21 protein-coding genes, 1 pseudogene and 1 riboswitch are annotated in these 24,014 nt (G+C 72.8%); of the genes and pseudogenes, 10 read left to right on the top strand and 12 right to left on the bottom strand.

The genetic code is table 11. From position 1 onward, the window contains the following. Nucleotides 1–11 precede the first annotated feature (11 nt). The 5 genes from ACFV61_RS10375 to ACFV61_RS10355 all read left to right on the top strand — a co-directional run bounded on the left by ACFV61_RS10375 (nt 12) and on the right by ACFV61_RS10355 (nt 5,045). Nucleotides 12–665, top strand: a complete 654-nt coding sequence (locus ACFV61_RS10375; RefSeq protein WP_380491061.1) for an FMN-binding negative transcriptional regulator — start codon at nt 12–14, stop codon at nt 663–665. Between the two features lie 251 nt (nt 666–916). Further along, the gene (locus ACFV61_RS10370; RefSeq protein WP_380491059.1) at nt 917–2,326 is read left to right on the top strand and encodes a sugar porter family MFS transporter; all 1,410 of its coding nucleotides are present in this window, start codon (nt 917–919) and stop codon (nt 2,324–2,326) included. 54 nt (nt 2,327–2,380) lie between these two features. Next, a complete protein-coding gene (locus ACFV61_RS10365) occupies nt 2,381–3,082 on the top strand; it encodes a dienelactone hydrolase family protein (protein WP_380484142.1) in 702 nt (233 codons plus the stop codon). A 60-nt stretch (nt 3,083–3,142) separates the two neighbouring features. After that, on the top strand, nt 3,143–4,411 hold the full coding sequence (locus tag ACFV61_RS10360) for an MFS transporter (RefSeq protein WP_063350211.1): 1,269 nt from the start codon (nt 3,143–3,145) through the stop codon (nt 4,409–4,411). A gap of 97 nt (nt 4,412–4,508) precedes the next feature. After that, nucleotides 4,509–5,045, top strand: coding sequence for an HAD domain-containing protein (locus tag ACFV61_RS10355; protein ID WP_380370442.1), 537 nt, complete (start codon nt 4,509–4,511; stop codon nt 5,043–5,045). Here ACFV61_RS10355 and ACFV61_RS10350 read toward each other — a convergent pair. Beyond that, nucleotides 5,023–5,811, bottom strand: coding sequence for a CPBP family intramembrane glutamic endopeptidase (locus ACFV61_RS10350; protein WP_208869123.1), 789 nt, complete (start codon nt 5,809–5,811; stop codon nt 5,023–5,025). The two genes, ACFV61_RS10355 and ACFV61_RS10350, sit on opposite strands and share 23 nt — an antisense overlap. 77 nt (nt 5,812–5,888) lie before the next feature. After that, entirely contained in the window at nt 5,889–7,394 is a 1,506-nt protein-coding gene (locus ACFV61_RS10345) for a hypothetical protein (protein WP_063350209.1), read from the bottom strand. A gap of 367 nt (nt 7,395–7,761) precedes the next feature. Between ACFV61_RS10345 and ACFV61_RS10340 the strand changes: the two genes are divergently transcribed. Both ACFV61_RS10340 and ACFV61_RS10335 read left to right on the top strand, forming a co-directional pair. Then, complete coding sequence (locus ACFV61_RS10340) at nt 7,762–8,334, top strand: hypothetical protein (protein WP_063350208.1); 573 nt, start codon at nt 7,762–7,764, stop codon at nt 8,332–8,334. Nucleotides 8,335–8,728: 394 nt separating this feature from the next. Continuing rightward, entirely contained in the window at nt 8,729–8,920 is a 192-nt protein-coding gene (locus ACFV61_RS10335; RefSeq protein WP_063350207.1) for a DUF5999 family protein, read from the top strand. A 91-nt stretch (nt 8,921–9,011) separates the two neighbouring features. Here the strand turns inward: ACFV61_RS10335 and gcvP are convergent, their stop codons facing one another. Continuing rightward, nucleotides 9,012–11,912 (bottom strand): aminomethyl-transferring glycine dehydrogenase, encoded by a 2,901-nt coding sequence (gcvP, locus tag ACFV61_RS10330; RefSeq protein WP_380491056.1) that lies wholly within the window; start codon nt 11,910–11,912, stop codon nt 9,012–9,014. A gap of 232 nt (nt 11,913–12,144) precedes the next feature. Further along, a riboswitch (glycine riboswitch) is annotated at nt 12,145–12,248 on the bottom strand. Nucleotides 12,249–12,471: 223 nt separating this feature from the next. Between gcvP and ACFV61_RS10325 the strand changes: the two are divergent. The 3 genes and pseudogenes from ACFV61_RS10325 to ACFV61_RS10315 all read left to right on the top strand — a co-directional run. Then, nucleotides 12,472–12,834, top strand: a pseudogene (locus tag ACFV61_RS10325) (PRC-barrel domain-containing protein); the annotation flags it as partial. Nucleotides 12,835–13,176: 342 nt separating this feature from the next. Beyond that, the gene (locus ACFV61_RS10320) at nt 13,177–13,668 is read left to right on the top strand and encodes a DUF2382 domain-containing protein (RefSeq protein WP_363377917.1); all 492 of its coding nucleotides are present in this window, start codon (nt 13,177–13,179) and stop codon (nt 13,666–13,668) included. A gap of 179 nt (nt 13,669–13,847) precedes the next feature. After that, the gene (locus ACFV61_RS10315) at nt 13,848–15,344 is read left to right on the top strand and encodes an MFS transporter (RefSeq protein ID WP_380491054.1); all 1,497 of its coding nucleotides are present in this window, start codon (nt 13,848–13,850) and stop codon (nt 15,342–15,344) included. A 144-nt stretch (nt 15,345–15,488) separates the two neighbouring features. Here the strand turns inward: ACFV61_RS10315 and ACFV61_RS10310 are convergent, their stop codons facing one another. The 9 genes from ACFV61_RS10310 to ACFV61_RS10270 all read right to left on the bottom strand — a co-directional run bounded on the left by ACFV61_RS10310 (nt 15,489) and on the right by ACFV61_RS10270 (nt 23,804). Further along, entirely contained in the window at nt 15,489–16,925 is a 1,437-nt protein-coding gene (locus ACFV61_RS10310) for a DNA polymerase IV (protein ID WP_380491052.1), read from the bottom strand. A gap of 64 nt (nt 16,926–16,989) precedes the next feature. Continuing rightward, complete coding sequence (locus ACFV61_RS10305; protein WP_380491051.1) at nt 16,990–17,712, bottom strand: vancomycin high temperature exclusion protein; 723 nt, start codon at nt 17,710–17,712, stop codon at nt 16,990–16,992. Between the two features lie 93 nt (nt 17,713–17,805). Next, a complete protein-coding gene (locus tag ACFV61_RS10300) occupies nt 17,806–18,450 on the bottom strand; it encodes a MerR family transcriptional regulator (RefSeq protein WP_063350204.1) in 645 nt (214 codons plus the stop codon). 237 nt (nt 18,451–18,687) lie between these two features. Beyond that, nucleotides 18,688–19,164: a bifunctional nuclease family protein gene (locus ACFV61_RS10295; protein WP_063350203.1), complete on the bottom strand. Its 477-nt coding sequence runs from the start codon at nt 19,162–19,164 to the stop codon at nt 18,688–18,690. A gap of 122 nt (nt 19,165–19,286) precedes the next feature. Then, on the bottom strand, nt 19,287–19,979 hold the full coding sequence (locus ACFV61_RS10290; protein ID WP_208869207.1) for a MerR family transcriptional regulator: 693 nt from the start codon (nt 19,977–19,979) through the stop codon (nt 19,287–19,289). A 179-nt stretch (nt 19,980–20,158) separates the two neighbouring features. Next, nucleotides 20,159–21,040, bottom strand: a complete 882-nt coding sequence (locus ACFV61_RS10285) for an FHA domain-containing protein (RefSeq protein WP_079136055.1) — start codon at nt 21,038–21,040, stop codon at nt 20,159–20,161. 226 nt (nt 21,041–21,266) lie between these two features. Continuing rightward, nucleotides 21,267–22,400: a DUF881 domain-containing protein gene (locus ACFV61_RS10280; protein WP_380380628.1), complete on the bottom strand. Its 1,134-nt coding sequence runs from the start codon at nt 22,398–22,400 to the stop codon at nt 21,267–21,269. Continuing rightward, nucleotides 22,384–22,716: a small basic family protein gene (locus ACFV61_RS10275; protein ID WP_030062488.1), complete on the bottom strand. Its 333-nt coding sequence runs from the start codon at nt 22,714–22,716 to the stop codon at nt 22,384–22,386. The genes ACFV61_RS10280 and ACFV61_RS10275 overlap by 17 nt, the downstream gene beginning before the upstream one ends. Further along, nucleotides 22,713–23,804 (bottom strand): DUF881 domain-containing protein, encoded by a 1,092-nt coding sequence (locus tag ACFV61_RS10270; RefSeq protein ID WP_380491049.1) that lies wholly within the window; start codon nt 23,802–23,804, stop codon nt 22,713–22,715. The genes ACFV61_RS10275 and ACFV61_RS10270 overlap by 4 nt, the downstream gene beginning before the upstream one ends. Nucleotides 23,805–24,014 lie beyond the last annotated feature (210 nt).

Here is a 24,014-nt window from a genome sequence, read left to right as displayed (position 1 = left end):
AGGGCCCGCCGATGCTGATCAGATCCTGGGACCGCGGCGACGAACAGGAGTGGCGCGCCTGGCTGGCCGAGGGCCGCGACTTCGGCCTGCTCGCCGCCAACGGCGGACCGGGCGAGGGCCCGGTGCTCGTCCCGACGCACTTCCTGCTGGACGCCGAGCGCGGCGAGATCCTGCTCCACCTCGCCACGCCCAACCCGCTGCTGGCCGCCGTCCGGGCCGACCCGCAGGTCACCCTCGCGGTCACCGACGGCTACGCCTTCGCGCCCGGCTACTGGCGCGGCGAGCCGGGCACGCCCACCAGCTACTACGCCTCCGTCCACTTCCACTGCACCGCCGAGCTCGTCGAGTCCGCGGCGGGCAAGGCGGAGATCCTCAACCGCCAGCTGGCGCACTTCCAGCCGGAGACGCCGGACACCCGGGTGGTGCCCGGTGAGGGCGAGTTCTCCCGGCTGCTCCCCGGCCTGCGCGGGCTCCGCCTGACGGTCCGCGAGGTGCGCGCCAAGTTCAAGTACGACGACAAGAAGCCGGCCGCCGCCCAGCACGCGATCGCCGACCGGCTGGCCGAGCGCGCGGCCGACCGAGCGAACGCCCCGCACCCCCGGCGCGACCAGGACGCCGCCGCCCGCACCCAACTGCTGCGCCGGCACCAGCGGCGCGTCAGCTGACCGGGGCGCACCGGGCGACCGGGGGCGCGTCAACTGGCCCGGCAGGCGCACCGGCTGGCCAGGGGGCGCGTCCAACCGTTCACGCTCCCGGCGCGAACGGCCCATCGCGCCCCTGATGACTGCCCCTGACTGACCCCGAATCACCCGATCGGCCCCCAATTCGAGCAGGGCGGCCCCGCCGCTGCTCGAATGTGAGACGAGTCCTGCCCACTCGGCCGTCAGAGCGGGCCCGTCCACCTCGGGGAGCGCGCTTGTCCACACTCAACAGCCATCGGGCGGGCGAGGCCCACCTCGGGCACGTCATCTTCATCTCCGCCGCCGCCGCGATGGGCGGGTTCCTGTTCGGCTACGACAGCGCGGTGATCAACGGTGCGGTGACGGGCATCCAGAAGCACTTCGCCGTGGGCAACGGCGAAACGGCCTTCGTGGTGGCCATCGCGCTGCTCGGCTCGGCGGCCGGCGCGGTGGCCGCCGGCCGGCTCGCCGACCACCTCGGCCGGGTCCGCACCATGCTGCTGGCCGCCGGCCTGTTCGCGATCAGCGGCATCGGCTCGATGTTCCCGCCGAGCATCCAGGTGCTGGCCACCTGGCGCGTGGTCGGCGGCATCGCGATCGGCATCGCCTCGGTGATCGCGCCGACCTACATCGCCGAGGTCGCGCCGACCGCCTACCGGGGCCGGCTCGCCTCCTTCCAGCAGATGGCGATCGTGCTCGGCATCACCGTCTCCCAGCTCGCCAACTGGGCGATCAACCAGGCCGCCGGAGGTGAGTCCACCGGCCACCTGGGCGGCATCCAGGCCTGGCAGTGGATGCTCGGCGTGGAGACCATCCCGGCCCTGGTGTACGGGCTGATGGCGCTCGCCATCCCGGAGTCGCCGCGCTACCTGATCGCCGACCACCGGGAGGAGCAGGCCCGCAAGGTGCTGCGCGAGGTGGAGGGCGAGGACGTCGACCTGGACGCCCGGGTCGCGGAGATCCGCGCGGTGCTGGAGTCCTCGCACAAGCCCCGGCTCAAGGACCTGCTCGGCGGGCGGTTCGGCCTGCTGCCGATCGTCTGGGTCGGCATCGGGGCCTCGGTGTTCCAGCAGTTCGTCGGCATCAACGTGATCTTCTACTACTCCTCGTTCCTCTGGCAGTCGGTCGGCATCAACGAGTCCAACTCGCTGCTGATCAGCCTCTCCACCTCGATCATCAACGTGATCGGCACGGTGATCGCGATGGCGCTGGTGGACCGGATCGGCCGCAAGCCGCTCGCCCTGGCCGGCTCGATCGGCATGGCGCTCGCGCTGGGCACCGCCGCCTGGGCGTTCTCCTACCGGCAGGGCACGGGGGACACCGCCACCCTCGACAACACCCACGCCACCGTCGCCCTGGTCGCGGCGCACGTCTTCGTGCTCTGCTTCGCCTTCTCCTGGGGCGTGGTGGTCTGGGTCCTGCTCGGCGAGATGTTCCCCAACCGGATCCGCGCGCTCGCGCTGTCCGTCGCCGCCTCGGCCCAGTGGATCGCCAACTGGGCGATCACCGTCAGCTTCCCCAACCTCGCCGACTGGAACCTGTCGGCGACGTACGTCATCTACGCGGCCTTCGCGCTGCTCTCCATCCCGTTCGTGGCCTTCTGCATCAAGGAGACCAAGGGCCGCGCCCTGGAGGAGATGGGCTGAGCCCTCCCCCGTCGAGTCCCCGCCGCATCCGGCCCGACCCCCCGCGAGGAACCCATGCCTGACCAGGGCGGCTCCCGGCAGAACGTCGCCTTCCCGAGCAACGGCCGTACCGCGCACGGGTACCTGGCCCGCCCGCCCCAGGGCGTCGGGCCGGGCCTGGTGGTGGTGCAGGAGTGGTGGGGCCTCACCCCGCACGTCGCGACGATGGCCGACCGCTTCGCCGCGGAGGGCTTCACCGTGCTGGCCCCCGACCTGTTCGGCGGCGCCACCACCCACGACCGCACCGAGGCGGCCCGGCTCACCCGCGAACTCCCGGCCGAGCGGGCCGTCGAGGACCTCTCCGGGGCCGTCGACCACCTGCTCGCCCTGGAGGGCGTGGTCGGCGACGCGGTCGGCGTGGTCGGCTTCTGCATGGGCGGCGGCTTCGCCCTGCTGCTGGCCGCCCGGGAGGGCGACCGGGTCGCCGCGGTGGTGCCCTTCTACGGCCTCCCGCCCGACCCGGACTTCGACTACCGGGGCCTGACCGCCCACGTCCTGGGGCACTTCGGCGAACTGGACGGCTCGATCCCGATGGCCGCCGTCGACGAGGCCGCGATCCGGATCGGCGAGGCCACCGACGTCCGCCCCGAGATCCACTTCTACCCGGCCGGCCACGCCTTCATGAACGACGAGAACCCGCTCGGCACCTACGACCCGCTCCAGGCCGCGACCGCCTGGCGCCGCACCCTCACCTTCCTCTGGGGCCACCTGGGCTGAGCCCGTCCCAGCCGCGAAAACCCGATGGACAGCTGTACGAACCGCGGCCATAGTCTCCAGGTGCCGACCCGACCCCCGCGCCCCCGCCGCCTCGCCTGGGCGAGCCGCAACTTCCGCATCCAGACCGCCGCCACCGTGGTCAGCGGCCTCGGCAACGCCGGCGCCCCCATCGCCACCGCCTTCGCCGTGCTCGGCCACGGCGGCACCACGTCCGAGGTCGGCTACGTCACCGCCGCCCGACTGCTGCCCACCGTCCTGCTCCTGGTGGTCGGCGGCGCCCTCGCCGACCGGATGCCCCGGCACCACCTCATGGTTGCCGCCAACCTGTTCAGCGGCCTGTCCCAGGTCGTCCTGGCGGCGCTGGTGCTGTCCGGGGACATCCGGCTCTGGCAGCTGATGCTGCTCTCCGCCGCCGGCGGCGCCGGGTACGCGCTCTACTCCCCCGCCTCCGGCGGCATGATGCTGCAGGCCGTCGCCCCGGAGCACGCCGCCCGGGCCTTCTCGGTGTTCCGGATGGGCCAGAATGCCTCCCAGATCGGCGGCGCCGCGCTCGGCGGCGCGCTCACCGCCGCCGTCGGCCCTGGCTGGGTGCTCGCCCTGGACGGCGCCTGCTTCCTGGTCGCCGCCTCGCTCCGGTTCTTCCTGGAGGCCGAGCAGGCGCCCGCCCCGCAGGGCCACAGCATGCTGCGCGATCTGCGGGAGGGCTGGCGGGAGTTCGCCTCCCGCCGCTGGCTCTGGGTGGTCGTGGCGCAGTTCTCCGTCCTGGTCGCCTGCATCGGCGCGGTCGAGTCGGTGTACGGGCCGACGGTCGCCAAGGAGCGCCTCGGCGGGGCGTCCGACTGGGGCCTGGCGATGGCCGCCTACGGCGTCGGGCTGGTGGTGACCGGCGTGCTGATGGCCCGCTGGCGGCCCCGCCGGATCCTGCTGGTCGGCAACTGGGGGGTGTTCCTGTTCGGCGTGCCCGCCCTGGCGCTGGCGGCGGAGGCACCGCTGCCGCTGCTCGCCCTCGCGATGTTCCTGTCCGGGGTCGGCGTCACCGTCTTCGGCGTCAACTGGATGATCGCGCTCCAGCAGGAGATCCCCGAGGAGATGTTCTCCCGGGTCGCCGCGTACGACGAGCTCGGCTCCTTCTCGCTGTCCCCGATCGGCATCGCGCTGGCCGGCCCGGCGGCCACGGTGCTCGGCCTCTCGGGCGCGCTGTGGGCCTGCGCCGTCGTCTGCCTGGTGCTCAGCGCGGTCGTGCTGCTGGAGCCTCAGGTCCGCCGGCTGGCCCGCAGGAGCACCGCCGACGCACCGGTGGCCGCCGCCGAGCCGGTGGCCGCGCCGTGAGCGCCCCGTGCGCCCCGCGTGCGCCCGGCCGTACGCAACCACTGGTACGCCAGGTTCGTCCGACCAGGTAAGTCACACCACCGTCTCTGGGGGGCCACTGGTGCCGAAGCCGCTGTTGTTCCTGGACGTCGACGGGGTGCTCAACCCGGTCTGCCCGCACCCGGACGCCGGGTTCGACACCCACACCCTGCTCGGCTACTCGGTGCTCCTCTCCGCCCGGCACGGCGCCTGGCTGCGCGAGCTGGCCGGCACCTACGAACTCGTGTGGGCCACCACCTGGGAGGAGCACGCCAATGCGCACATCGCCCCGGCCATCGGCCTGCCCGCCCTCCCGCTGGTCCGCTTCACCGGCGACGTCCCGCAGCCCGGTGACCCGCACGTCCCGCTGATGGAGCTGCTCTCGGCCCGCAAGTGGGCCCCGCTGCTGCGCTACGCCGCGGGCCGCCCGTTCGCCTGGGTGGACGACGTCATCCCGCCGCGGCTGGTCCGCAACTCCCTCTGGCGCCGCGACCGCCTGCTGCTGCCGATCGACCCGGGCCCGGGCCTGGAGCGCCGGCACGTCGACCGCCTGCTCGCCCGGCCGCCGCGCACCCCGGCCGGCCGGCTCCCGCTCAGGGGGTCGGCAGCCAGCTGACGTGCCCGGCGAGCAGCGCGTACCCGACGAAGGCCACCGTGTCGATCAACGCGTGCGCCGCGACCAGCGGCATCACCCGCCCCCAGCGCCGGTACAGCAGGCAGAACACCGCCCCCATCACCATGTTGCCGACCAGCCCGCCGACCCCCTGGTACAGGTGGTACGAGCCGCGCAGCACCGAACTCGCCACCACCGCCGCCGGCCACGACCAGCCCAGCTGCCCGAGCCGGCGCAGCAGGTAGCCGAGGACGACGACCTCCTCCAGGGCTGCGTTCTGCCACGCGGAGAGCACCAGCACCGGGACCCGCCACCACACGTCCGGCAGCCCGGACGGCGCCACCGTCAGGTTGTAGCCGGCCGCCTGCGAGGCCAGGTACAGCACCAGCCCGGAGCCGCCGATCGCAGCCGCCACGGCGGCGCCCCGGCCGAGGTCGCGCAGCTTCTGCCCGAGGTCGAAGCCGAGCACCCGCAGCGCGGCGCCCTCACGCACCAGCAGGTACCCGACCAGCACCACCGGCATCAGCCCGCGCCCGATGTAGTACAGCTGCCACACCAGGTCCAGCCAGGGCCGACCGGGCGCCCGCGAGCCGTTCAACGTGGCGACCTGCTGGCCGAGTTGGATCGGTTCGGTGAGCGAGGCCGCGAAGCTGATCAGCGCGCTGACGCCACTGGCCCCGAGGGAGAGGCCGAGGACGATCAGCAGTTCCACGCCGAGCAGCCGGCGCGTGGGCTTCGCGGTCTCCGGTGCGGTCGGGAGGGTGGTCACGGGCGGCTCCAGCGGGGCGGGCGTCGCTCCGGCCGTCGGCCGACCGCCGGAGCGATCATCCTGACACAGCGGTCCGGTTACCCGACCGGCCAGGTGTGCACCGGCTCGCCGGTGCGCATGTGCTCGATGTAGCGCCTGGTCATCGCGGCGAGCGCGGCCGGGCGGTCCATCCCGTACTGCTCGCGCAGCCGGTGGAAGGTCGCGCTCTGCCAGGCCGCGCCGTTGGTGCGGCGCAGGCAGCGCTGCTCGATGATCCCCAGGTAGCGGTCCCGGTCGGCGGGCTCCACGCCCCACTCGTCCAGGCCCTGGTGGGCCATCGGCAGCAGTTCGTTGAGCACCAGGTCGACGGCGGACACCGTGGTCAGCCCGCCGCCGCGGCCCGCCCGGCCCGCCCGCGGCCACTGGAACACCGCGTCGATGCCGTAGCGGGCGCCCTGCCGGAAGTTCTCGTCGGCCCGCTCGAACGGCAGCCTGGTCCAGACCGGCCGGGGCTGCTCGGCGAGCACCCGGACCAGCCCGTAGTAGAAGGCGGCGTTCGCGAGCGTGTCGGCCACCGTCGGCCCGGCCGGCAGCGCCCGGTTCTCCACCCGCAGGTGCGCGATCCCGCCCGCGATGTCGTACACCGGCCGGTTCCAGCGGTAGATCGTGCCGTTGTGGAGCCGCATCTCGGCGAGCCGGGGTGCGCCGCCGGAGGAGAGCACCTTCATCGGGTCCTCGTCGTCGCAGATCGGCAGCAGGGCGGGGAAGTACCGCAGGTTCTCCTCGAACAGGTCGTACGCCGAGTCCACCCAGCGCTCGCCGAACCAGGTGATCGGCCGGACGCCCTGCGCCTTGAGTTCCGCCGTACGGGTGTCACAGGCCTGCTGGAACAGCACCGGACGGGTCTCCCGCCACAGCTCCCGCCCGAACAGGAACGGCGAGTTGGCACCGAGCGCGAGCTGCGCCCCGCAGATCGCCTGGGCCGCGTTCCACACCGAGGAGAAGCGTTCCGGGGTCACCTGCAGGTGCAGTTGCAGGGAGGTCGCGGCGGCCTCGGCCACCATGGTGATGGTCTCCAGCTGGAGGTGTTCGACGCCCTCGATGTCCAGGGCGATGTCCTCGCCGCGGGCGGCCAGGATCTGGTCGCTGAGCAGGCTGTAGCGCGGGTTGTGGGAGATCGCGTCCAGGCCGGTGTGACCGTGCTCCAGGGTCGGCAGGATCCCCACCATGACGATCCGGGCACCGGCCTCGGCGGCCCGCCGGTCGGCGTAGCGCAGCCCGGTGTCGAGCTCCTCGCGCAGGTCCTCGAAGACGTGCCCGCACAGCCGGTGCGGCACGATGTTCACCTCGACGTTGAACTGGCCCAGTTCGGTCTGGAAGTCGCTGGAGCCGATCGCGCTCAGCACCTGCGCGTTGCGCAGCGCCGGCAGGCCGTCCTCGTCGGCCAGGTTGAGCTCGATCTCCAGGCCCATGACCGCCCGCGGCCGGTCGAACCGGTCCTCGCGCAGCATCCGCCCCAGCGCGTCGAGGCAGGCCTGGAGCTTGCGCCGGTACAGCTGCCGGTCCGCCAGATCAGCCCGAGTCGCCACGACCTTCTCGCCCACGGTCCCCTCCTCCTGAGACACCGGCCGACCCGACCGTGCAAGCATCATGCCCACCTCGAAGATCGATACCCGAATGCTTGTACTGGCTTGCAATGCAAGGAAACTGACGGATATTCAGCAGATCTGCCGACTTGCCCGGCGCCACCGCCTGTGATAAACAGGTCACCCTGCGCACCTGTTCGATAGAATTCGCACTGCGCTCCGGCCGGCCCGCTCCGCCTCGAAACCCTCGTCGACGGCGGCGACCGCGCCGGCACCGCGATCATGCACAACCGGACACGGCCAGGTCCCGTCACCGATGACACACCGCGCCACGCCGGTATGCCGCACTCGCACGCCGATCTCGCACGGAGAGGCGGACCCCGCCATGACTCTGCAGACCCCCCAGCCCCCGCCGAGCGCCCTGCGCGCCGTCCTGGCCGCACTCGACTCGGAGACCGCGCTGCGCCAACCCGCCGCCGCAGCACTGCGCCATCCGGTCGGCCCGCTGCTCCCCGCGCACCCCCTCGCCGTCCACGTCCTGGACGGGCCGCGCCCGGAGCTGCCCGCCGCCCGCCGGACGGGCTGGCGCTTCCTGATCAAGGACGGCGCCGAGGTCGCCGCCGCCGCCGAGGTCGTCCAGGCCGTCGAGGGCCACACCTTCTCGCACTTCACCGCCGGCCCCTACCTCGACTCGACGGTCCGGGCACTGCGCCAGGCCTGGCAGCTCGCCCAGGGCTCCCGGTCCCGCCAGCAGCCCCGACTGCTGACCTTCCCCGGGCAGTACGCGACGGCACTGTGGCTGCACAGCCCCGACGCCGGCCCGGCCGCCGACCAGCTGATCCCGCTGGCCCCGGCCCCGCTCGGCGTCACCGCGCACCGCGCCTACCCGGCCGCCGAGCTGCTGCCGCTGCTCGCCCGGGCGCCGCTCGCCAAGCCGCTTCTGCTCGGCTCCTCCTGAGCCGGCCCCACGCCGACGGGCCACCGGGCCAGCACCCCCTGGCCCCGGGCCGGGCCGGGCGCCCTCATCCGCCCGAACCACCCGGACGGGCCATCCGCCCTGACCTCCTCGGGCCATGCCGCAGCTGACCCATCGGTGCGCCTTTCCCCGCCGGACCCACCTGAACGGGTGATCTCTGCCCGGGAGTTGTGGCGCATGTCACGAAATCCCTGCGCGCGCGTCCACAGATGCCGACACTGGGAACCAGCGTGGAAGGACCACCTGTCCTACCCACTTGAGCGCCGGTCAACACCTGGTCGGCGCGCGGACAGGATCCGGCTACCGCGGCGGCTCCCGACGGCTCCGCCGGCGGCCGCACCACGGGGGAGGATCGCAGAGCGAAGCGAGGGTACGCATGTGCCAGCACCGTCCTGAGTGCCCGTCGGCCGAGTGCGAGGACCGCGAGGCTGCCGTCACGGTGGCCTGCCACCCGGAGCAGGGCTGGAGCCTGCTCTGCAACGGCGTCGTGCTGTTCGAGGACACCGGAGAGCTGCTGCCCGACGGCCGGGTGATCGCACCGCGCCGCACCGTCGCCCACGCGGCCTGACCGCACCGGCGGGGGCAGCCGCCGGACGACGACAACGGGCAGGGCCCCGACGGTACGTGCCGTCGGGGCCCTGCCGTACGTCCGGTCCGGATCAGACGCCGTACTCCTCCAGCGGCGGGCAGGAGCAGACCAGGTTGCGGTCGCCGTACGCGCCGTCGATCCGGCTGACCGGCGGCCAGTACTTGTCCGCCGGGTTCACACCCGCCGGGAAGACCGCCTCCTGCCGCGAGTAGCCGTGCGTCCAGTCGCCGGCCAGCTCGGCAGCGGTGTGCGGGGCGTTGCGCAGCGGGTTGTCCGCGGCCGCCCACTCGCCCGAGCCGACCTTGTCGACCTCGGCCCGGATCTCGATCATCGCGTCGCAGAACCGGTCGATCTCGTGCAGGTCCTCGGACTCGGTCGGCTCGATCATCAGCGTGCCGGCCACCGGGAAGGACATCGTCGGCGCGTGGAAGCCGTAGTCGATCAGGCGCTTGGCGATGTCGTCCACCGTCACGCCCGTCTCCTTGGTCAGCGGGCGCAGGTCGATGATGCACTCGTGCGCGACCAGCCCGCCGGGGCCGGTGTAGAGCACCGGGAAGTGCGGTGCCAGCCGCTTGGCGATGTAGTTGGCGTTCAGCACCGCGACCTGGGTCGCGCGCTTGAGGCCCTCGCCGCCCATCAGCCGGACGTACGCCCAGGAGATCGGCAGGATGGCCGCCGAGCCCCACGGCGCCGCCGAGATCGGGCCGACCCCGGTGGCCGGGCCGGCCTCCGGCTGCAGCGGGTGGTTCGGCAGGTACGGCGCCAGGTGGGCGCGCACCGCGACCGGGCCGACGCCCGGGCCGCCGCCGCCGTGCGGGATGCAGAAGGTCTTGTGCAGGTTCAGGTGCGAGACGTCCGCGCCGAACTTGCCCGGCTTGGCGAGGCCGACCAGGGCGTTCAGGTTGGCACCGTCCACGTACACCTGGCCGCCGGCCTCGTGCACCAGGGCGCAGATGTCGGTGATCTGGGTCTCGTACACGCCGTGGGTGGACGGGTAGGTGACCATCAGCACGGAGAGGCTGTCCCGGTGCTGCTCGATCTTGGCCTTCAGGTCCTCGACGTCCACGTCGCCGTCGACCAGGGTCTTCACCACGACCACGCGCATGCCGGCCATCACCGCGGAGGCCGCGTTGGTGCCGTGCGCGGAGGACGGGATCAGGCAGACGTCGCGCTGGGTGTCGCCGTTGGCGTGGTGGTAGGCGCGGACGGCCAGCAGGCCGGCCAGCTCGCCCTGCGAGCCCGCGTTCGGCTGGATCGAGACGGCGTCGTAGCCGGTCACCTCGACCAGCTGGCGCTCCAGCTCGCGGATCAGGCTGAGGAAGCCCTGGGCCTGCTCGATCGGCGCGAAGGGGTGCAGCTGGCCGAACTCCGGCCAGGTGACGGCCTCCATCTCGGTGGTCGCGTTGAGCTTCATGGTGCAGGAGCCCAGCGGGATCATGCCGCGGTCCAGCGCGTAGTCCCGGTCCGACAGGCGGCGCAGGTAGCGCAGCATGGCGGTCTCCGAGCGGTGGCTGTGGAAGACCGGGTGGGTCAGGTACTCGTCCTGGCGCAGCAGCGCGGCCGGCAGCGCGTCGGCGCCCTCGGCGACCTCGACCGCGGGGACGCCGAACGCGGCCCAGACGGCGGCCAGGTGCTCGCGGGTGGTGGTCTCGTCGGTGGAGACCGAGATCCGGTCCGCGCCGTCCTGGTGGACGTTGACGCCGTTGGCGCGGGCGGCGGCCGCGATCTCGGCGGCACGGCCCGGGACGACGGCGGTGACGGTGTCGAAGAACTCGCCGTGCAGCAGCTCGACGCCGCCGGCCCGCAGGCCCTCGGCGAGGGCGGCGGCGTAGCGGTGGGTGCGGCGGGCGATGTCGGCCAGGCCGTCCGGCCCGTGGTAGACGGCGTACATCGAGGCCATGACGGCGAGCAGCACCTGGGCGGTGCAGATGTTGCTGGTGGCCTTCTCGCGGCGGATGTGCTGCTCGCGGGTCTGCAGCGCCAGGCGGTAGGCGCGGTTGCCGTCTGCGTCGACCGAGACGCCGACCAGGCGGCCGGGCAGCGAGCGGGCGTACTCGGCGCGCACCGACAGGTAACCGGCGTGCGGGCCGCCGAAGCCCATCGGCACGCCGAAGCGCTGCGAGGTGCCGCAGGCGATGTCGGCGCCGAGCGAGCCCGGCGAGGCGAGCAGGGTCAGCGCCAGCAGGTCGGCGGCGACCGCGACGATCGCACCGAGGCCGTGCGCCTGCTCGATGACCGGGGTGAGGTCGCGGACCACACCGGTGGCGCCCGGGTACTGGAGCAGCACGCCGAAGACGCCGCGCTCGGCGATCTCGGCCGGGATGCCCTCGGACAGGTCGGCGACGACGACCTCGACACCGGTCGGCACCGCGCGGGTGTTGATCACCGCGGTGGTCTGCGGCAGGGTCTCGGCGTCGACCAGGAAGACACCGCCCTTGACCTTGGTGACGCGGCGGGCGAGCGCCATCGCCTCGGCGGCCGCGGTGCCCTCGTCGAGCAGCGAGGAGCCGGAGGTCGGCAGGCCGGTCAGGTCGGAGACCAGGGTCTGGAAGTTGAGCAGCGCCTCCAGGCGACCCTGGGAGATCTCCGGCTGGTACGGCGTGTAGGCGGTGTACCAGGCCGGGTTCTCCATGACGTTGCGCAGGATCACCGGCGGGGTGAACGTGCCGTAGTAGCCCAGGCCGATCATCGGCTGGAGCACCTGGTTGCGGCTCGCCAGCTCGCGCAGTTCGGCGAGCACCTGCGCCTCGCTGCGGCCGCCGGGCAGGTCCAGGCCGGTGATGGAGCGGATCGCCTCGGGAACGGCGGTGGCGGCGAGTTCGTCCAGCGAGCCGTAGCCGATGGACGCCAGCATCTTCTGCTGCGCGGCGTCGTCGGGGCCGATGTGGCGGTTCTCGAAGGGGCTGGCCAGCTCAAGCTCGGTGAGGGTCGAGGCGCCGGTGGGGCGTCCCGCGTTCGGCTGGGCGTTCATGGTGGTCGAGGCCTCCTGGTCACGGACCGGCGGGGGTGCGCACGCCGGCCGGAGCCGCTGCGGACAGCGATTCGACCCGGGCGGGCGAACCCGACAGGCCTCCCCCTCTGTCATCGGGACCTGAGAGCTTCACCCGCACGGCGCGCTGTGGCACGCCGCCGGCTTGCACCGTCGGTGAGGGTGGTGGCCGTCGGCTCCCTGCCGACGGTCCTGCCCTGCTTTCCAGAGTGACCTACCCCACACGGTACGGATGCCTGAGAGATTCCGGGGAGGAGTTGCTCCTTCGGCGCCCCGACCAGCGCTTTCCGTGGCCGGGGACTCTCCCGAGCGGGCTCGGCGGTCGCCGCCCAGGGTACCAGCGGCAGGCCCCCTGATCACGGCCGCGTCGGGTCACTCCGGGTCTACGCGCGTCCCCCGGACGGTCCAGCCCGAAGCCCGTCCGGCGCACCCCGGTCGCGCCCGTCCGATTCATGGCCTTTGGTGTGAAGTGGCAGGCGGAACGGGTGCTCCGGCCACGGTCCTGCGGGAGTTCCGCAGGCGCAGCGCACTGGAGGAAAGAGTGCAAACCGACATCGATCCCCGGGACCTCATCGGCCACAAGGCGGTCGACCGCAACGGAGACAAGATCGGCACGGTCGACGAGGTCTACCTGGACGACGCCACCGGCCAGCCGGAGTGGGCAGCCGTCCGGACCGGCATCTTCGGCCGGGACGCCTTCGTCCCGCTCACCACCAGCGAGTTCTCCGGCGACGAGCTCCGGGTGCCGTACGACAAGTCGCTGGTGAAGGAGTCGCCGGACTTCGGCGTCGGCCAGCACCTGTCGCCCGCCCAGGAGCTCCAGCTCTACCGCTACTACGGCCTGGACACCCCGGCGAACGGTCGGCCGGTCAGCCGGGACGCCGACCGGCCTGTCGGCCGCGAGGGTGACCGGCCCATCGGCCGCGAGGGTGACCGGCTGATCGGCCGGGACGGTGACCGCCCAGCCGGCCGGGACGCCGACCGGCCCATCAGCCGCGAGGATGACCGACCGGCGCGGCCCGACCTCGACTTCGGCACCACCTCGGCGGCCGAGCCCGTGAAGCCCATCACCTTCCACTCCCTCGGCCCCGCCCCGACCACCACCCCTGCCGACCCCACCGGCACCGCGACGGAGGTCAACGTGCGGACCCTCAACACCCCCGCGCCCGCAGCAGCCCCCACGACGATCGAGCCCAAGCCGCAGCCCGCCCCGGTCGTGACGACCACCGCGACCACGAACTCGGTCATGGCCGCGCCGGTCTCGGAGCGCTCGACCGGCCCGGCCACCTCGTCCCCCAACGGCCCGGTGGAGATCACCTGCCGCGAGGAGCGCCTGGACATCACCACGGACTGGCACATCGTGGGCACCGCGAAGCTGCGCAAGTACGTGACCAGCGAGCAGGTCGAGCGCCGCGTCCCGGTGGTCCGCGAGCGCGTCCGGGTGGAGCGGATGCCGGTGAGCGAGGCCGAGCGCGCCTCGCTCACCGAGAAGGAGATCGCCGAGGCGGTGGAGGAGGTCACCCTGCGCGAGGAGCGCCCGGTGGTCCGCAAGTACCTCACCCCGATCGAGCGGGTCCGCCTGGTGGTGGAGCGCTACACCGCCGAGGAGGTGATCCGGGACGAGCTGCGCCGCGAGCACGTCGAGGTCCACGACAACACCGCCGCCGCCCCGGCGACCCCGGCAGCCACCCCGGTGGCCGAGACCCCCCGCCCGGCCGTGCTGCGCCCGTTCGCCTGACCCTCGCCCCCAGGGCCCCGGACCCCTCGGTCCGGGGCCCTCGGCATGCCCCGTCCCGGTCGCCGCCCGGCCGGAATCCTTCGATTTTGCCAAAGCGTCACCAATGGATATTTGACACTCTGAAGTATCTCCCGGCATGGTTACTTCAGTTCATTCACTATGTACGGGAGGAAGCAACCGTGAGTGAGGCACCACAGCCCACCACCGCGGCCGAGAAGCAGAGCAGCGCCCGGGTCCTGCCGGCCCTCATCCTGGCGATGCTGTCGTTCAGCGTGGTGCAGACCGCGGTCGTCCCGATCCTGCCCTCGCTGGCCAAGGAACTGAGCGTCTCCGCGTCCAGCATCACCTGGCTGATGACCGCCAACCTGCTCTCCGCCGCCGTGCTGACTCCCCTGCTGGGCCGCTTCGGCGACCTCCGGGGCCGTAAGCCGATGCTGCTGATCTCGCTGGCCGGTCTGGTCGCCGGTTCGGCACTGGCGGTCAGCACCCACTCCTTCACCTGGCTGGTCGTCGCCCGCGTCCTTCAGGGCGCCGGCGGTGGCGTGCTCCCGCTGGCGATCAGCATCGTCCGCGACGAGCTGCCCAAGCAGAAGGTGACCGGCGGCGTCGCCGCCATCAGCGCCTCGATGGGTGTCGGCTCCGGCCTCGGCCTGGTCGCGACCGGTCTCCTGCTGGAGCACTGGAGCTACAAGTCGATCTTCTGGATGGGCCTGGTCTTCGGCCTGATCGCGGTCGCCCTGGTCGCGTTCCGCGTCCCGTCCGACCCGGTCACCGACAAGGAGGGCGGCGCCGACCCGCTCGGCGCCCTCACCCTGGCCGGCTGGCTCTCCGCCCTGCTCGTCGCGGTCAGCCAGGGCAACCACTGGGGCTGGACCTCGACCAAGACCCTCGGCCTGTTCGCCGTGGCCGCCGTCGTCGCCCTGATCTGGGGGGTCATCGAGACCAAGGTCGCGCACCCCCTGGTGGACATGAAGATGATGTCCCGTCCGGCCGTCGCCTTCACCAACCTGGCCGGCCTGCTGATCGGCTTCGGCATGTACGGCTCGTTCATGGTGATCAGCAACTTCGCCCAGACCCCGGAGAAGCTCACCCACTACGGCTTCACCGCGACCGTCCTGCACGCCGGTCTGCTGCTGCTGCCGTCCGCGATCGGCTCGATGGTGGCGGCTCCGGTCGGCGCGATGCTGATCGCCCGCCGCGGCCCGCGCCTGCCGCTGGTCCTCGGTGGCGTCCTGGGTGCCGTCGCGATGGCCTACCTGGCCGTGCGGCACAGCCACGAGGGCGACATCTACACCTCCTCGGCGATCTTCGGCCTGGGCATCGGCCTGGCGTTCTCCGCGATGCCGGCCTACATCAACGGCGCCGTCCCGGTGGAGCAGAGCGGCATCGCCAACGGCATGAACGCCGTGCTGCGCACCGTCGGTGGCGCGATCGGCACCGCCGTGATGGCCGCCATCCTGACCGGCGACACCATGAAGCTGCCGCCGCAGATCCCGCTGCTGCTGCCCACCCTGGACGCCTACAAGCACGCGTTCTGGGTCGCGGCCGTCGTCTGCGCCGTCGCCGGCGTCGTCCCGTTCCTGATCCGCGGCACCAAGTCGGCCACCACCGTCGTCGCCTCGGGCGGCGCGGCCGAGCGGAACTCCAGCCCCGAGCTGGCCAAGACCGACGCCTGACCAGGCGTCCGGCCGCCGCGCTCAGGGACAGGGCGCGGCGGCCCGGCCTTCGGACGGTCGCGAGGGCATCACGACCGCACGAAGTCCGGCACGGTATGCGGCCCCAACCGGTACTCCCCCCACCGGTTGGGGCCGCTTCGCGTTTCACACCCCCGGCGCCCCCGGCGCCCCCATCTCCCCCGGCGCCTCCGTCCCCCCGGGTGCCCCCGTCTCCTCCGGCCCCTCGGCCCCCCACAGCGGCAGCGGACGGGCCGGTTCCAGCGCCGGATCGTCCACCGCGAAGGTCCGGATGCGCCCCGGCCCGCTCCACGGCGTCTCGAACCGCACGGTGACCCGCCCGACACCGCTGCCCTGCACCCACCCGGGCCCCAGCTCGGCATGGCGGACGTCCTGCCCGGGCATCCAGCGGCGCGGCGCGGCCGCCTCCGGTTCCTCCTCCGCCGCCTCGACCTCCGCCTCCGCGTGCTCGGCCGCCTCCTCCCGCAGGGCCTGCGCGAACAAGTCCTCCTGGGTGTAGTCGGCCAGCTGGGCGACCCCCACCCCGAGCAGCCGCACCCCGCCGGTGATGTCCACCTGGGAGGCCAGCCGGCGCGCCGTCTCGATGACCACCGCCTCGTCGTCGGTGGGCCCGCGCAGCGTCTCCGAACGGGTCAGCGTCGAGAAGTCGAACCGCCGGACCTTGAGCACCACCGTCCGCCCCGACCGCCCGGCCGCGCGCAGCCGCCGCACGCACCGGGCGGCCAGCACCTCCACCTCGCGCAGCACCCGGTCCCGGTCGGCGAGGTCCACCTCGAAGGTGTCCTCCACCGAGACCGACTTGGCGTCCTGATCGGCCACCACCGGCCGGTCGTCCAGCCCTATCGACATCTGGTGCACACCGGCGCCGTGCGCCCGCCCGAGCAGCTGCACCAGCTCGCCCTCCCCCGCCTCGGCGAGGTCCGCCACGGTGTTCAGTCCGGCCCGCCGCAGCACCTGCTCGGTGGCCGGCCCGATCCCGGGCAGCGCCCGGACCGGCATCGGGCCGAGCACGGCCCGCTCCTGCCCGGGTTCGATCAGCACCAGCCCGTCCGGTTTGGCCTGCTCGGAGGCGATCTTCGCCATCAGCTTGGAGCCGGCGGCCCCGACCGACCCGGTCAGCCCGGTGCGCCGCTGGATGTCCGCCCGCAGGTCCTCCGCCAGGGCGAGCACCAGCCGCTCCCCGGTCTCGTGGTCGGACTCGGCCAGCACCGGACCGTAGGGGCCGGCCTCCAGGTCGACGAAGGCCTCGTCCAGGCTGAGCGGCTGCACCAGCGGCGACAGCTCGCGCAGCAGACCCATCACGAGCTCGCTGACCTGCCGGTAGGCCTCGAACCGGCCGCTCAGAAAGGCCGCGTTGGGGCAGAGCCGGCGCGCCTGCGCCATCGGCATCGCCGAGTGCACCCCGAACCTCCGCGCCTCGTACGAGGCGGTGGAGACCACCCCGCGCCCGCCGAGCCCGCCGACGACCACCGGTTTACCGCGCAGGCTCGGCTTGGCCGCCTGCTCCACCGCCGCGAAGAAGGCGTCCATGTCGAGGTGGATGATGCTCGGCAGTGATCGCACCCGCCGATCATCCCGCAGGGGTCCGACAATGCGTACGAACCCGCGCAGGGCCCAGGTCCTGTCCCTAGCGCTGCGCCGCGTCCGCCAGAGCCTTCGGGATGCCGTCCTCCCGGGGGCCGAGGAACAGCGGGTCCGGCCGCAGCCAGGCGTTGACCGCCGCCTTGCCCGCCCCGGGGATCTCCCGCAGCCCGCCGTACAGCCAGGTGCCGTCGTGCGGTTCCGGCACCCCGACCGCGTACGCGTCGATGCCCGCCGCCTCGCACAGGGCCAGCGCCCGGCGGACGTGGAAGTCCTGGCTGACCAGCACCGCCCGTTCCACCCCGAAGACCCGCCGGGCCCGGGTGCAGGAGTTCCAGGTGTCGAAGCCCGCGTAGTCGCCCACCACCCGGACCGCCGGCACCCCGTGCTCGATCAGGTACGTCCGCATCGCGTCCGGCTCGTCGTAGCTGTCCCGGCCGTTGTCGCCGGTCACCAGGATCGCCTGCACCTTCCCCGCCCGGTACAGGTCCAGCGCCGCGCTCAGCCGGTGCTCCAGGTACGGCGACGGCTTGCCCTGGTCCAGCCCTGCGCCGAAGACCACCGCGACCGGCGCGGTCGGCACGCTGGCCACCGTGCCGACCCGGTCCCCGGCCGAGCACCACAGCCACGCGCTCGGCGCCAGCGCCAACGAGCAGAGCACCGTCGCCGCTTGGAAGGTCCTGCGCTGCACGGGCCGCCGCCGGAACCGGACCTTCAACAGCCCGCCCCGACGCCGCAGCAGACCCGCTATCCCGGTGCCGAACCCCACGTGCCCTCCCTCGATCGCCTCACCGGGCGCAACGACGAGGCCGCGGGCCCGGACGGTTCCCCGTCCGGGCCCGCGGCCTCGTCAGTTCTGCGGTCAGACCGCCCGGTTGCGCCGCTGGGCCAGCTCGTCGGACGGGTCGTGGCCGACCAGCGTCTCGCCGGTGTCGGTGCGCTCCGCGTGCAGCCGCCCGAGCGTGAGCTCCAGCTCCCGCCAGACCACTCCCACCGCGATGCCGAACACCCCCTGACCGCCCTTCAGCAGGTCCACCACCTGCTGCGGCGTGGTGCACTCGTACACCGTGGCGCCGTCGCACATCAGCGTCATCCCGGCCAGGTCGCCCTGCTCGGCCGCCTGCAGATGGGCGACCGCCACCCGGATGTTCTGCAGCGAGACGCCCGCGTCGAGCAGCCGCTTCACGATCTTCAGCAGCAGGATGTCGCGGAAGCTGTAGAGCCGCTGGCTGGTGGCCGGGTACGCCGAACGGACGCTGGGCTCCAGCAGTCCGGTCCGGGCCCAGTAGTCCAGCTGGCGGTACGTGATGCCGGCCGCCGCGCAGGCCGTCGGACCGCGGTAGCCGATCAGTTCGGACGTCGGGGCCAGCCGCTCGATGGCGGGCTGGCCCGGCTGCACGGCCGGGAACCTGCCCACCCGGGGCAGGTCCGTCACGGTGCGAGCGGTGCGCGGCAGGTGCACGGCACACAGGCCTCCCACGGCCGTGCCATCGCCGGTGCTGCTCATGCCTGCCTCCGTCCACTGGTGCTGCGGGCAACCCGAACTGCGGGCATCGGTCACCCGGACAGCCACTCCTGACGGTAGGCAGTCCCCTATGACCCGTCAACGATCGCCACGCCGGGCCAGCCAAACCACATCACTCAGGAGAGTGGTTTTTCGTGCCCCTAGTGTGGGTAGGTCGACGGTTTTTGGCAAAACGGCAAGCCAAACAACGGCCTGACCTGTAGAGAAATCCGGTCCGCGCTACTGCGGACCGCTGCCCCCGAAGTCCTCGGGCGACACCTGGTCGAGGAACTCGCGGAACTTCTCGACCTCGTCCTCCTGCTCGTCCGGGATCGCGATGCCCGCCTCGGCGAGCACCTCCTCGCTCCCGTAGATCGGAGTGCCGGTGCGCAGGGCCAGCGCTATCGCGTCGGACGGCCGGGCGCTCACCTCGACCCCGCCGGTGAAGACCAGCTCGGCGTAGAAGACGCCCTCCCGCAGGTCGGTGATCCGGACCTCGGTGAGCTGCTGCCCGAGCGCCTCCAGGACGTCCTTGAACAGGTCGTGCGTCAGCGGGCGGACCGGCGTCATGCCCTGCTGGGCGAAGGCGATCGCGGTCGCCTCGCCGGGACCGATCCAGATCGGCAGGTACCGATCGCCCCCGACCTCCCGCAGCAGCACGATCGGCTGGTTGGAAGGCATCTCCACTCGGACACCCACGACGTCGAGCTCATTCACACAGGCAACCCTATGGCTCAGGCCCCGGATATGAAAGCGCAGGGCCGACGCCCCTGGTCAGCGCGGTGCACCGCGGTCAGCCGGGGCCCTGGGCGGACAGCCGCAGGAACCCCGCGGGGACGCTATCCGCGGCCGCGCAGACCGGCCTGGACCATCGCCGCGTGCAGCCGCACGGACAGTGTCGCCAGCTCCCGCGCAGTGGCCTCGGCATGGGCCCTGGTCTGCGGGTTCCGGTGCCGGCGCAGCGGCGCCACCACCTGTTCCACCAGCGCGATCTCCCGGTCCGCCGCGGCCTTCATGGCCCGCAGGTGCCGCGGTTCCAGCCCGTACCGGCCGAGTTCCGCGACCAGCCGGGCCACCTGCAGCGCCTCGCCGTCGTACCCGCCGTCCGGGCCCGGCGCGACCAGACCGTAGGACTCCCACTCGGAGAGCTCGCGCTCCCCGGACTCGGCGGCCGCCAGCAGTTCGGCACGCCCCAGCCGGACTCCGGACGGGACGTCGGCCGAAGCCCCCAGCTCCCGGTCCGCCTCCTCCACGGGTCCGGGCCGGGTGTCGGCGGACGGCAGCGCGGGCGGTGCCTCACCGCGCTCGATGGCGTCCAGGTGCTCGCGGATCACCCGCAGCGGCAGGTAGTGGTCGCGCTGCATCCGCAGGACGTAGGCCAGCCGCTCGACGTCGGCCGGACTGAACTTGCGGTACCCCGAGGGCGTGCGCTGCGGCTCGACCAGGCCCTCCGCCTCCAGGAACCTGATCTTGGAGATGGTGACCTCGGGGAAGTCGTCGCGCAGGAAGGTCAACACCGCGCCGATGCTCAGCAGCTCGTCACCGCCGCGCCGCCGCCCACCCGGCCGGTCCGGGCGGATCGGCTGCCTGGGGCCCGCGACCACCCCGCGCCCGCCGCGGTCCGCCTGCGGACCGGACGATGCGGGGGTGGCCGCCCCGAGAGAAGATGAAGGGGTATTCGTACTCACTCGGGCTCCTACCGACGTTGGGTTCAGTACCCCCGGTTGTGGCCGGCGAAGAACACCAGCCGGTACTTCCCGATCTGCACCTCGTCACCGTTGTTCAGCGACACCTCGTCGATCCGCTCCCGGTTGACGTAGGTGCCGTTGAGGCTGCCGACGTCCGCGACGCTGAACCCGGCCCGCGTCCGGCGGAACTCCACGTGGCGCCGCGAGACCGTGACGTCGTCCAGGAAGATGTCGCCCTGCGGGTGACGGCCGGCCGTGGTGACGTCCGAGTCCAGCAGGAAGCGGCTGCCCGAGTTCGGACCGCGCTGGACGATCAGCAGGGCCGAGCCCGGCGGCAGCGCGTCGATCGCCGACAGCACCTCGGCCGACAGGGCCGGCGTGGCGCCGGTGCCGGTCGTGGTGTTGGGGTCGTACGACTCCAGGCCGGAGATGGAGATGGTCGACGTGGTCTCCGCCGCCCCCTCCGGAAGCAGGCCACCGCGCAGGGCCGTACCGCAGTTGGAGCAGAACCGGGCCGCGGCCGGGTTCTGGTTGCCGCACCTGGGGCACGGAGTGGGGCCAGCCATGTTCACAGCCTCCTGGCGCGGCACACCCGACGGGTTGTGCCCGGCGTACGGGTCCGGGGCAAACCCTCCACCAGAGCTTGAGGGTCCTGACTGGAAACCTATGCGCGGGTCGCCGGAAGGGTCAACCGACGCGCCGTAGCCCACCGGATTCCCGGCGTACTGGGCGGCGGCGCCGTCCCGGAACAGCTGCTGCTCGGCGTACGCCGCCCCCTCGGGGGCGGGGCGCATGCCCGGCACGGCGGCCTCGTCCTCGGGCCGGCGGTGCCGCGCGGTGGGCGCCTCGACGGAGGCCGCGCCACGGCCCTTGTTACGACCGAACAACTTCGAGAAGAAACTCACGGGCGAATCCCCTTGCGTGTGACAGACCCGCCCGCGGGGCAGGGTGAGAACCTCGGACAGGCTGCGGGCCCGGTTGCGGACCGGGCCTGCTGGAGTGGTACTCCGACGGTCGGTACTGCGATTGGTGCTCCGGTGCGTGCTGGTACGACCCAGTCTCGCCCACGCGACGGCGGCGCCCCGCACCGGGTGCCGCCCGCGGGTGACGGGCTGTTCGTCGGGCGCCCCGTCACTTCGAAGCCGGCTTGGCGTACTGCGGCGTCTTCAGATCCACGAGGGCGTCGACGACCACCTTCTGCTGCTGGGTGATCGTCGCCCGCGCCTGGTGACTCTCCAGAGTACGGACGACACCCCCCGGGATGTTCAGCGCGGGTGTCAGATCCTGCGGGTTCCCCACGACGGTGAACCGATAGGGCTGCGAGACCTTCTTCCCGTCGATCTGCACCCCGCCGCCCGACACGTCGGTGAAGTAGGTGTTGACCACCACGCGCACATCGTTGATCTGAATCGCCTCCGCCCCCGCCGCTCGAAGTTCTTGCAGGGTGTCCAGCAGCATATCTGCCTTCACCTGCCCTTGGGGATCATCGACCGTGAGTACGATGCCCGGACCAGTGGCTTTGACGGTACCGGCGAGCACGCCGAGCTCCGTCGCCTTCTTCCTGGTTTGTTCCTGGGCCTCCTTGGCCTGGTTGGAACTGTTCTCCAACTTGGCCAGGGACTGCTCCAACTCCGCCTTCTCCTGCTGAAGACGCTGCTGGCGGCTGTCCAGTTCGTCGAGGATGCGCACCAGGTCCTCCTGGCGGGCCCCGCGGAGCTGGCTGTGGTGGTCGTTGGTCGACCGCACCTGGATCGCCAGCCCCAGGCCGAGCGAGAACAGCAGCAGCGCCACCACCAGCTGCCCGCGCGACATCCGCGGCGGCCACAGGGCCGCCTTGAGGCGCCGCCGCCCCGCACTGCGGTCCACCGCTGCCGGCTCCGCCACGGGCTCGGACGCAGGCTCGGACTCAGACGCAGGCCCGAGTTCAGACACAGGCCCGGGCTCAGGCGCCGCGGCCTTCGCGAGCCGCACCACGGGCGCGGGCGCCGCCTCCGCATCAAGCTCAGGCTTAGCGTCAGACTTCGCCGCAGCCCGCTCCTCGGGCTCCTCCACCGCCGCTACGGGCCCCTCGGCCCTCTCCGGCTCCTCGGTCTGGTCGGCCTGGTCGGCGTGCTGGACCTCTCCGGCCCCGACCACCGGCTCGACCGGGCCCGCCTCGGCCGCCGACTCCGGCCCTGGCGCCTCGGCGGCCCGCTCCAACGCCTTCCCGCCGCCGTCCGCGTGCTCCTCCGCCGCCCCGCGGCCCGGCTCAGGCGCGGAAGACATGGCGCCGAATCGCGGCCGCGTTGGAGAAGATGCGGATGCCGAGGACGACGACCACACCCGTGGACAGCTGCGAGCCGACGCCCAGCTGGTCACCGAGGAAGACGATCAGTGCCGCGACCACCACGTTCGACAGGAACGAGACGATGAACACCTTGTCGTTGAAGATCCCGTCCAGCATCGCCCGGACGCCGCCGAACACGGCGTCCAGCGCCGCCACCACCGCGATCGGCAGGTACGGCACGACGGCGTCCGGCACCTCGGGCTGGACGAAGAGTCCGACGACCACCCCGATCACGAGACCCAGTACGGCAATCACGGTCTAGCTGCTCCTGTCCCTGCGGACGACGACCCGGTCGGGGCCGTCGTGGACGAGTGGGCTGTCGTGGTCTTCGCGGACCCGCTCGGCGTACGCCGCCCGGTGCCCGCAGACGGTGAAACGGACGCGCTCGGACTCCCGGAGGTTCCGGCGGTGGGTGACGGCGTCGGGGTGGCCGAAGCCGCCGACGAGGACGTCGGGGGCGAGGGCTCGGGCGTGACCGGCTGGGCGGTCCGCAGCGTCACACCCACCGCGGCCGGCAGCGTCAGGCTCTTCTGCGCGGACATGGTCGACTTGATGCCGTACTTCTCCTGGAGCAGCCGCAGGTACTGCCCGGCCATGTCGTTCTCGAAGGCGGTGAGCAGCTTCGGCCCGTCGCCGATCGCCTGGATGTTGTACGGCGGGACGAGCGGCCGGTTGTCCACCAGCACCGCCTCGCCCGCGGCCCGGACCGCCGAGAGCGCGGTGAGCCGCTGGCCGTTGATCGCCACGGCTTCCGCGCCGGATCCCCACAGGCCGTTCACCACCAGCTGGAGGTCGCGGTCCCGCAGCCGGCCGCTGTTGGAGAAGCCCTGCCCGGCCCGCGGGTCGACGTTCCCCCCGCCACCGGTCCCCGCCGCGTCCTCCAGGACCAGCTTGACGCCCGGCCCCGCGACCTCGCCGAGGCCCACCGCGCCGGTCAGACCGCCCTCGTCGCCGTCGCCCGTGGCGAGCGCCTGCTGCTGCGTGCTCTCGACCTTGCGCCGCAGGTCCTGCACCTGCTGCTGGAGGTGGTCGGCCGAGCCGTTGGTGTCGTTGATCCGGTGGATCAGCGCGTCCCGCTCCTTGGCCAGCGTCGGCTCCGCCTTGTGCGCGTTCACCGCGCCGACCGTCACCACGACCCCGACCAACGCCAGCCCGGCGCCCAGCGTGAGCAGGCCTCGGACCGTCCTGGGTATCCGGCTGTCGTGGTCTCCGCCCCGCGCCGCGGCCGCCTCGGCGTAGCCCTCGTCGAGGCTGTGGTCCATGACGTTGGTCAGCAGGGACATCGAGGCGTCCGGACGGTTGTACCGTCCGTTCGGGGCACTCGGCGTCGGCGTCGCTGGCATGCGGACCATCGTCCCACGTCGGCGAAGGGGCCCACGCACACCCCCTGAGCTGCACACACGACACAAAGTGACGGATCATTGCGAACAGTGTGAAATCGGACAGTGGGGGGGGGGGGGGCCCCCCCCCGCCCCCCCCCCCCCCCCCCGCGGGCCCCCCCCCCCGCGGGGGGACCCCCCCCCCCCCCCCCCCCCCCCCCCCCCCCCCCCCCA

This window comes from Kitasatospora sp. NPDC059817 (assembly GCF_042731835.1).
In the GTDB taxonomy this organism is placed as follows: Bacteria; Actinomycetota; Actinomycetes; order Streptomycetales; family Streptomycetaceae; genus Kitasatospora.
The sequence above is the reverse complement of the archived record's forward strand: the minus strand, read 5'-3'. Positions and strand labels throughout refer to the sequence as shown.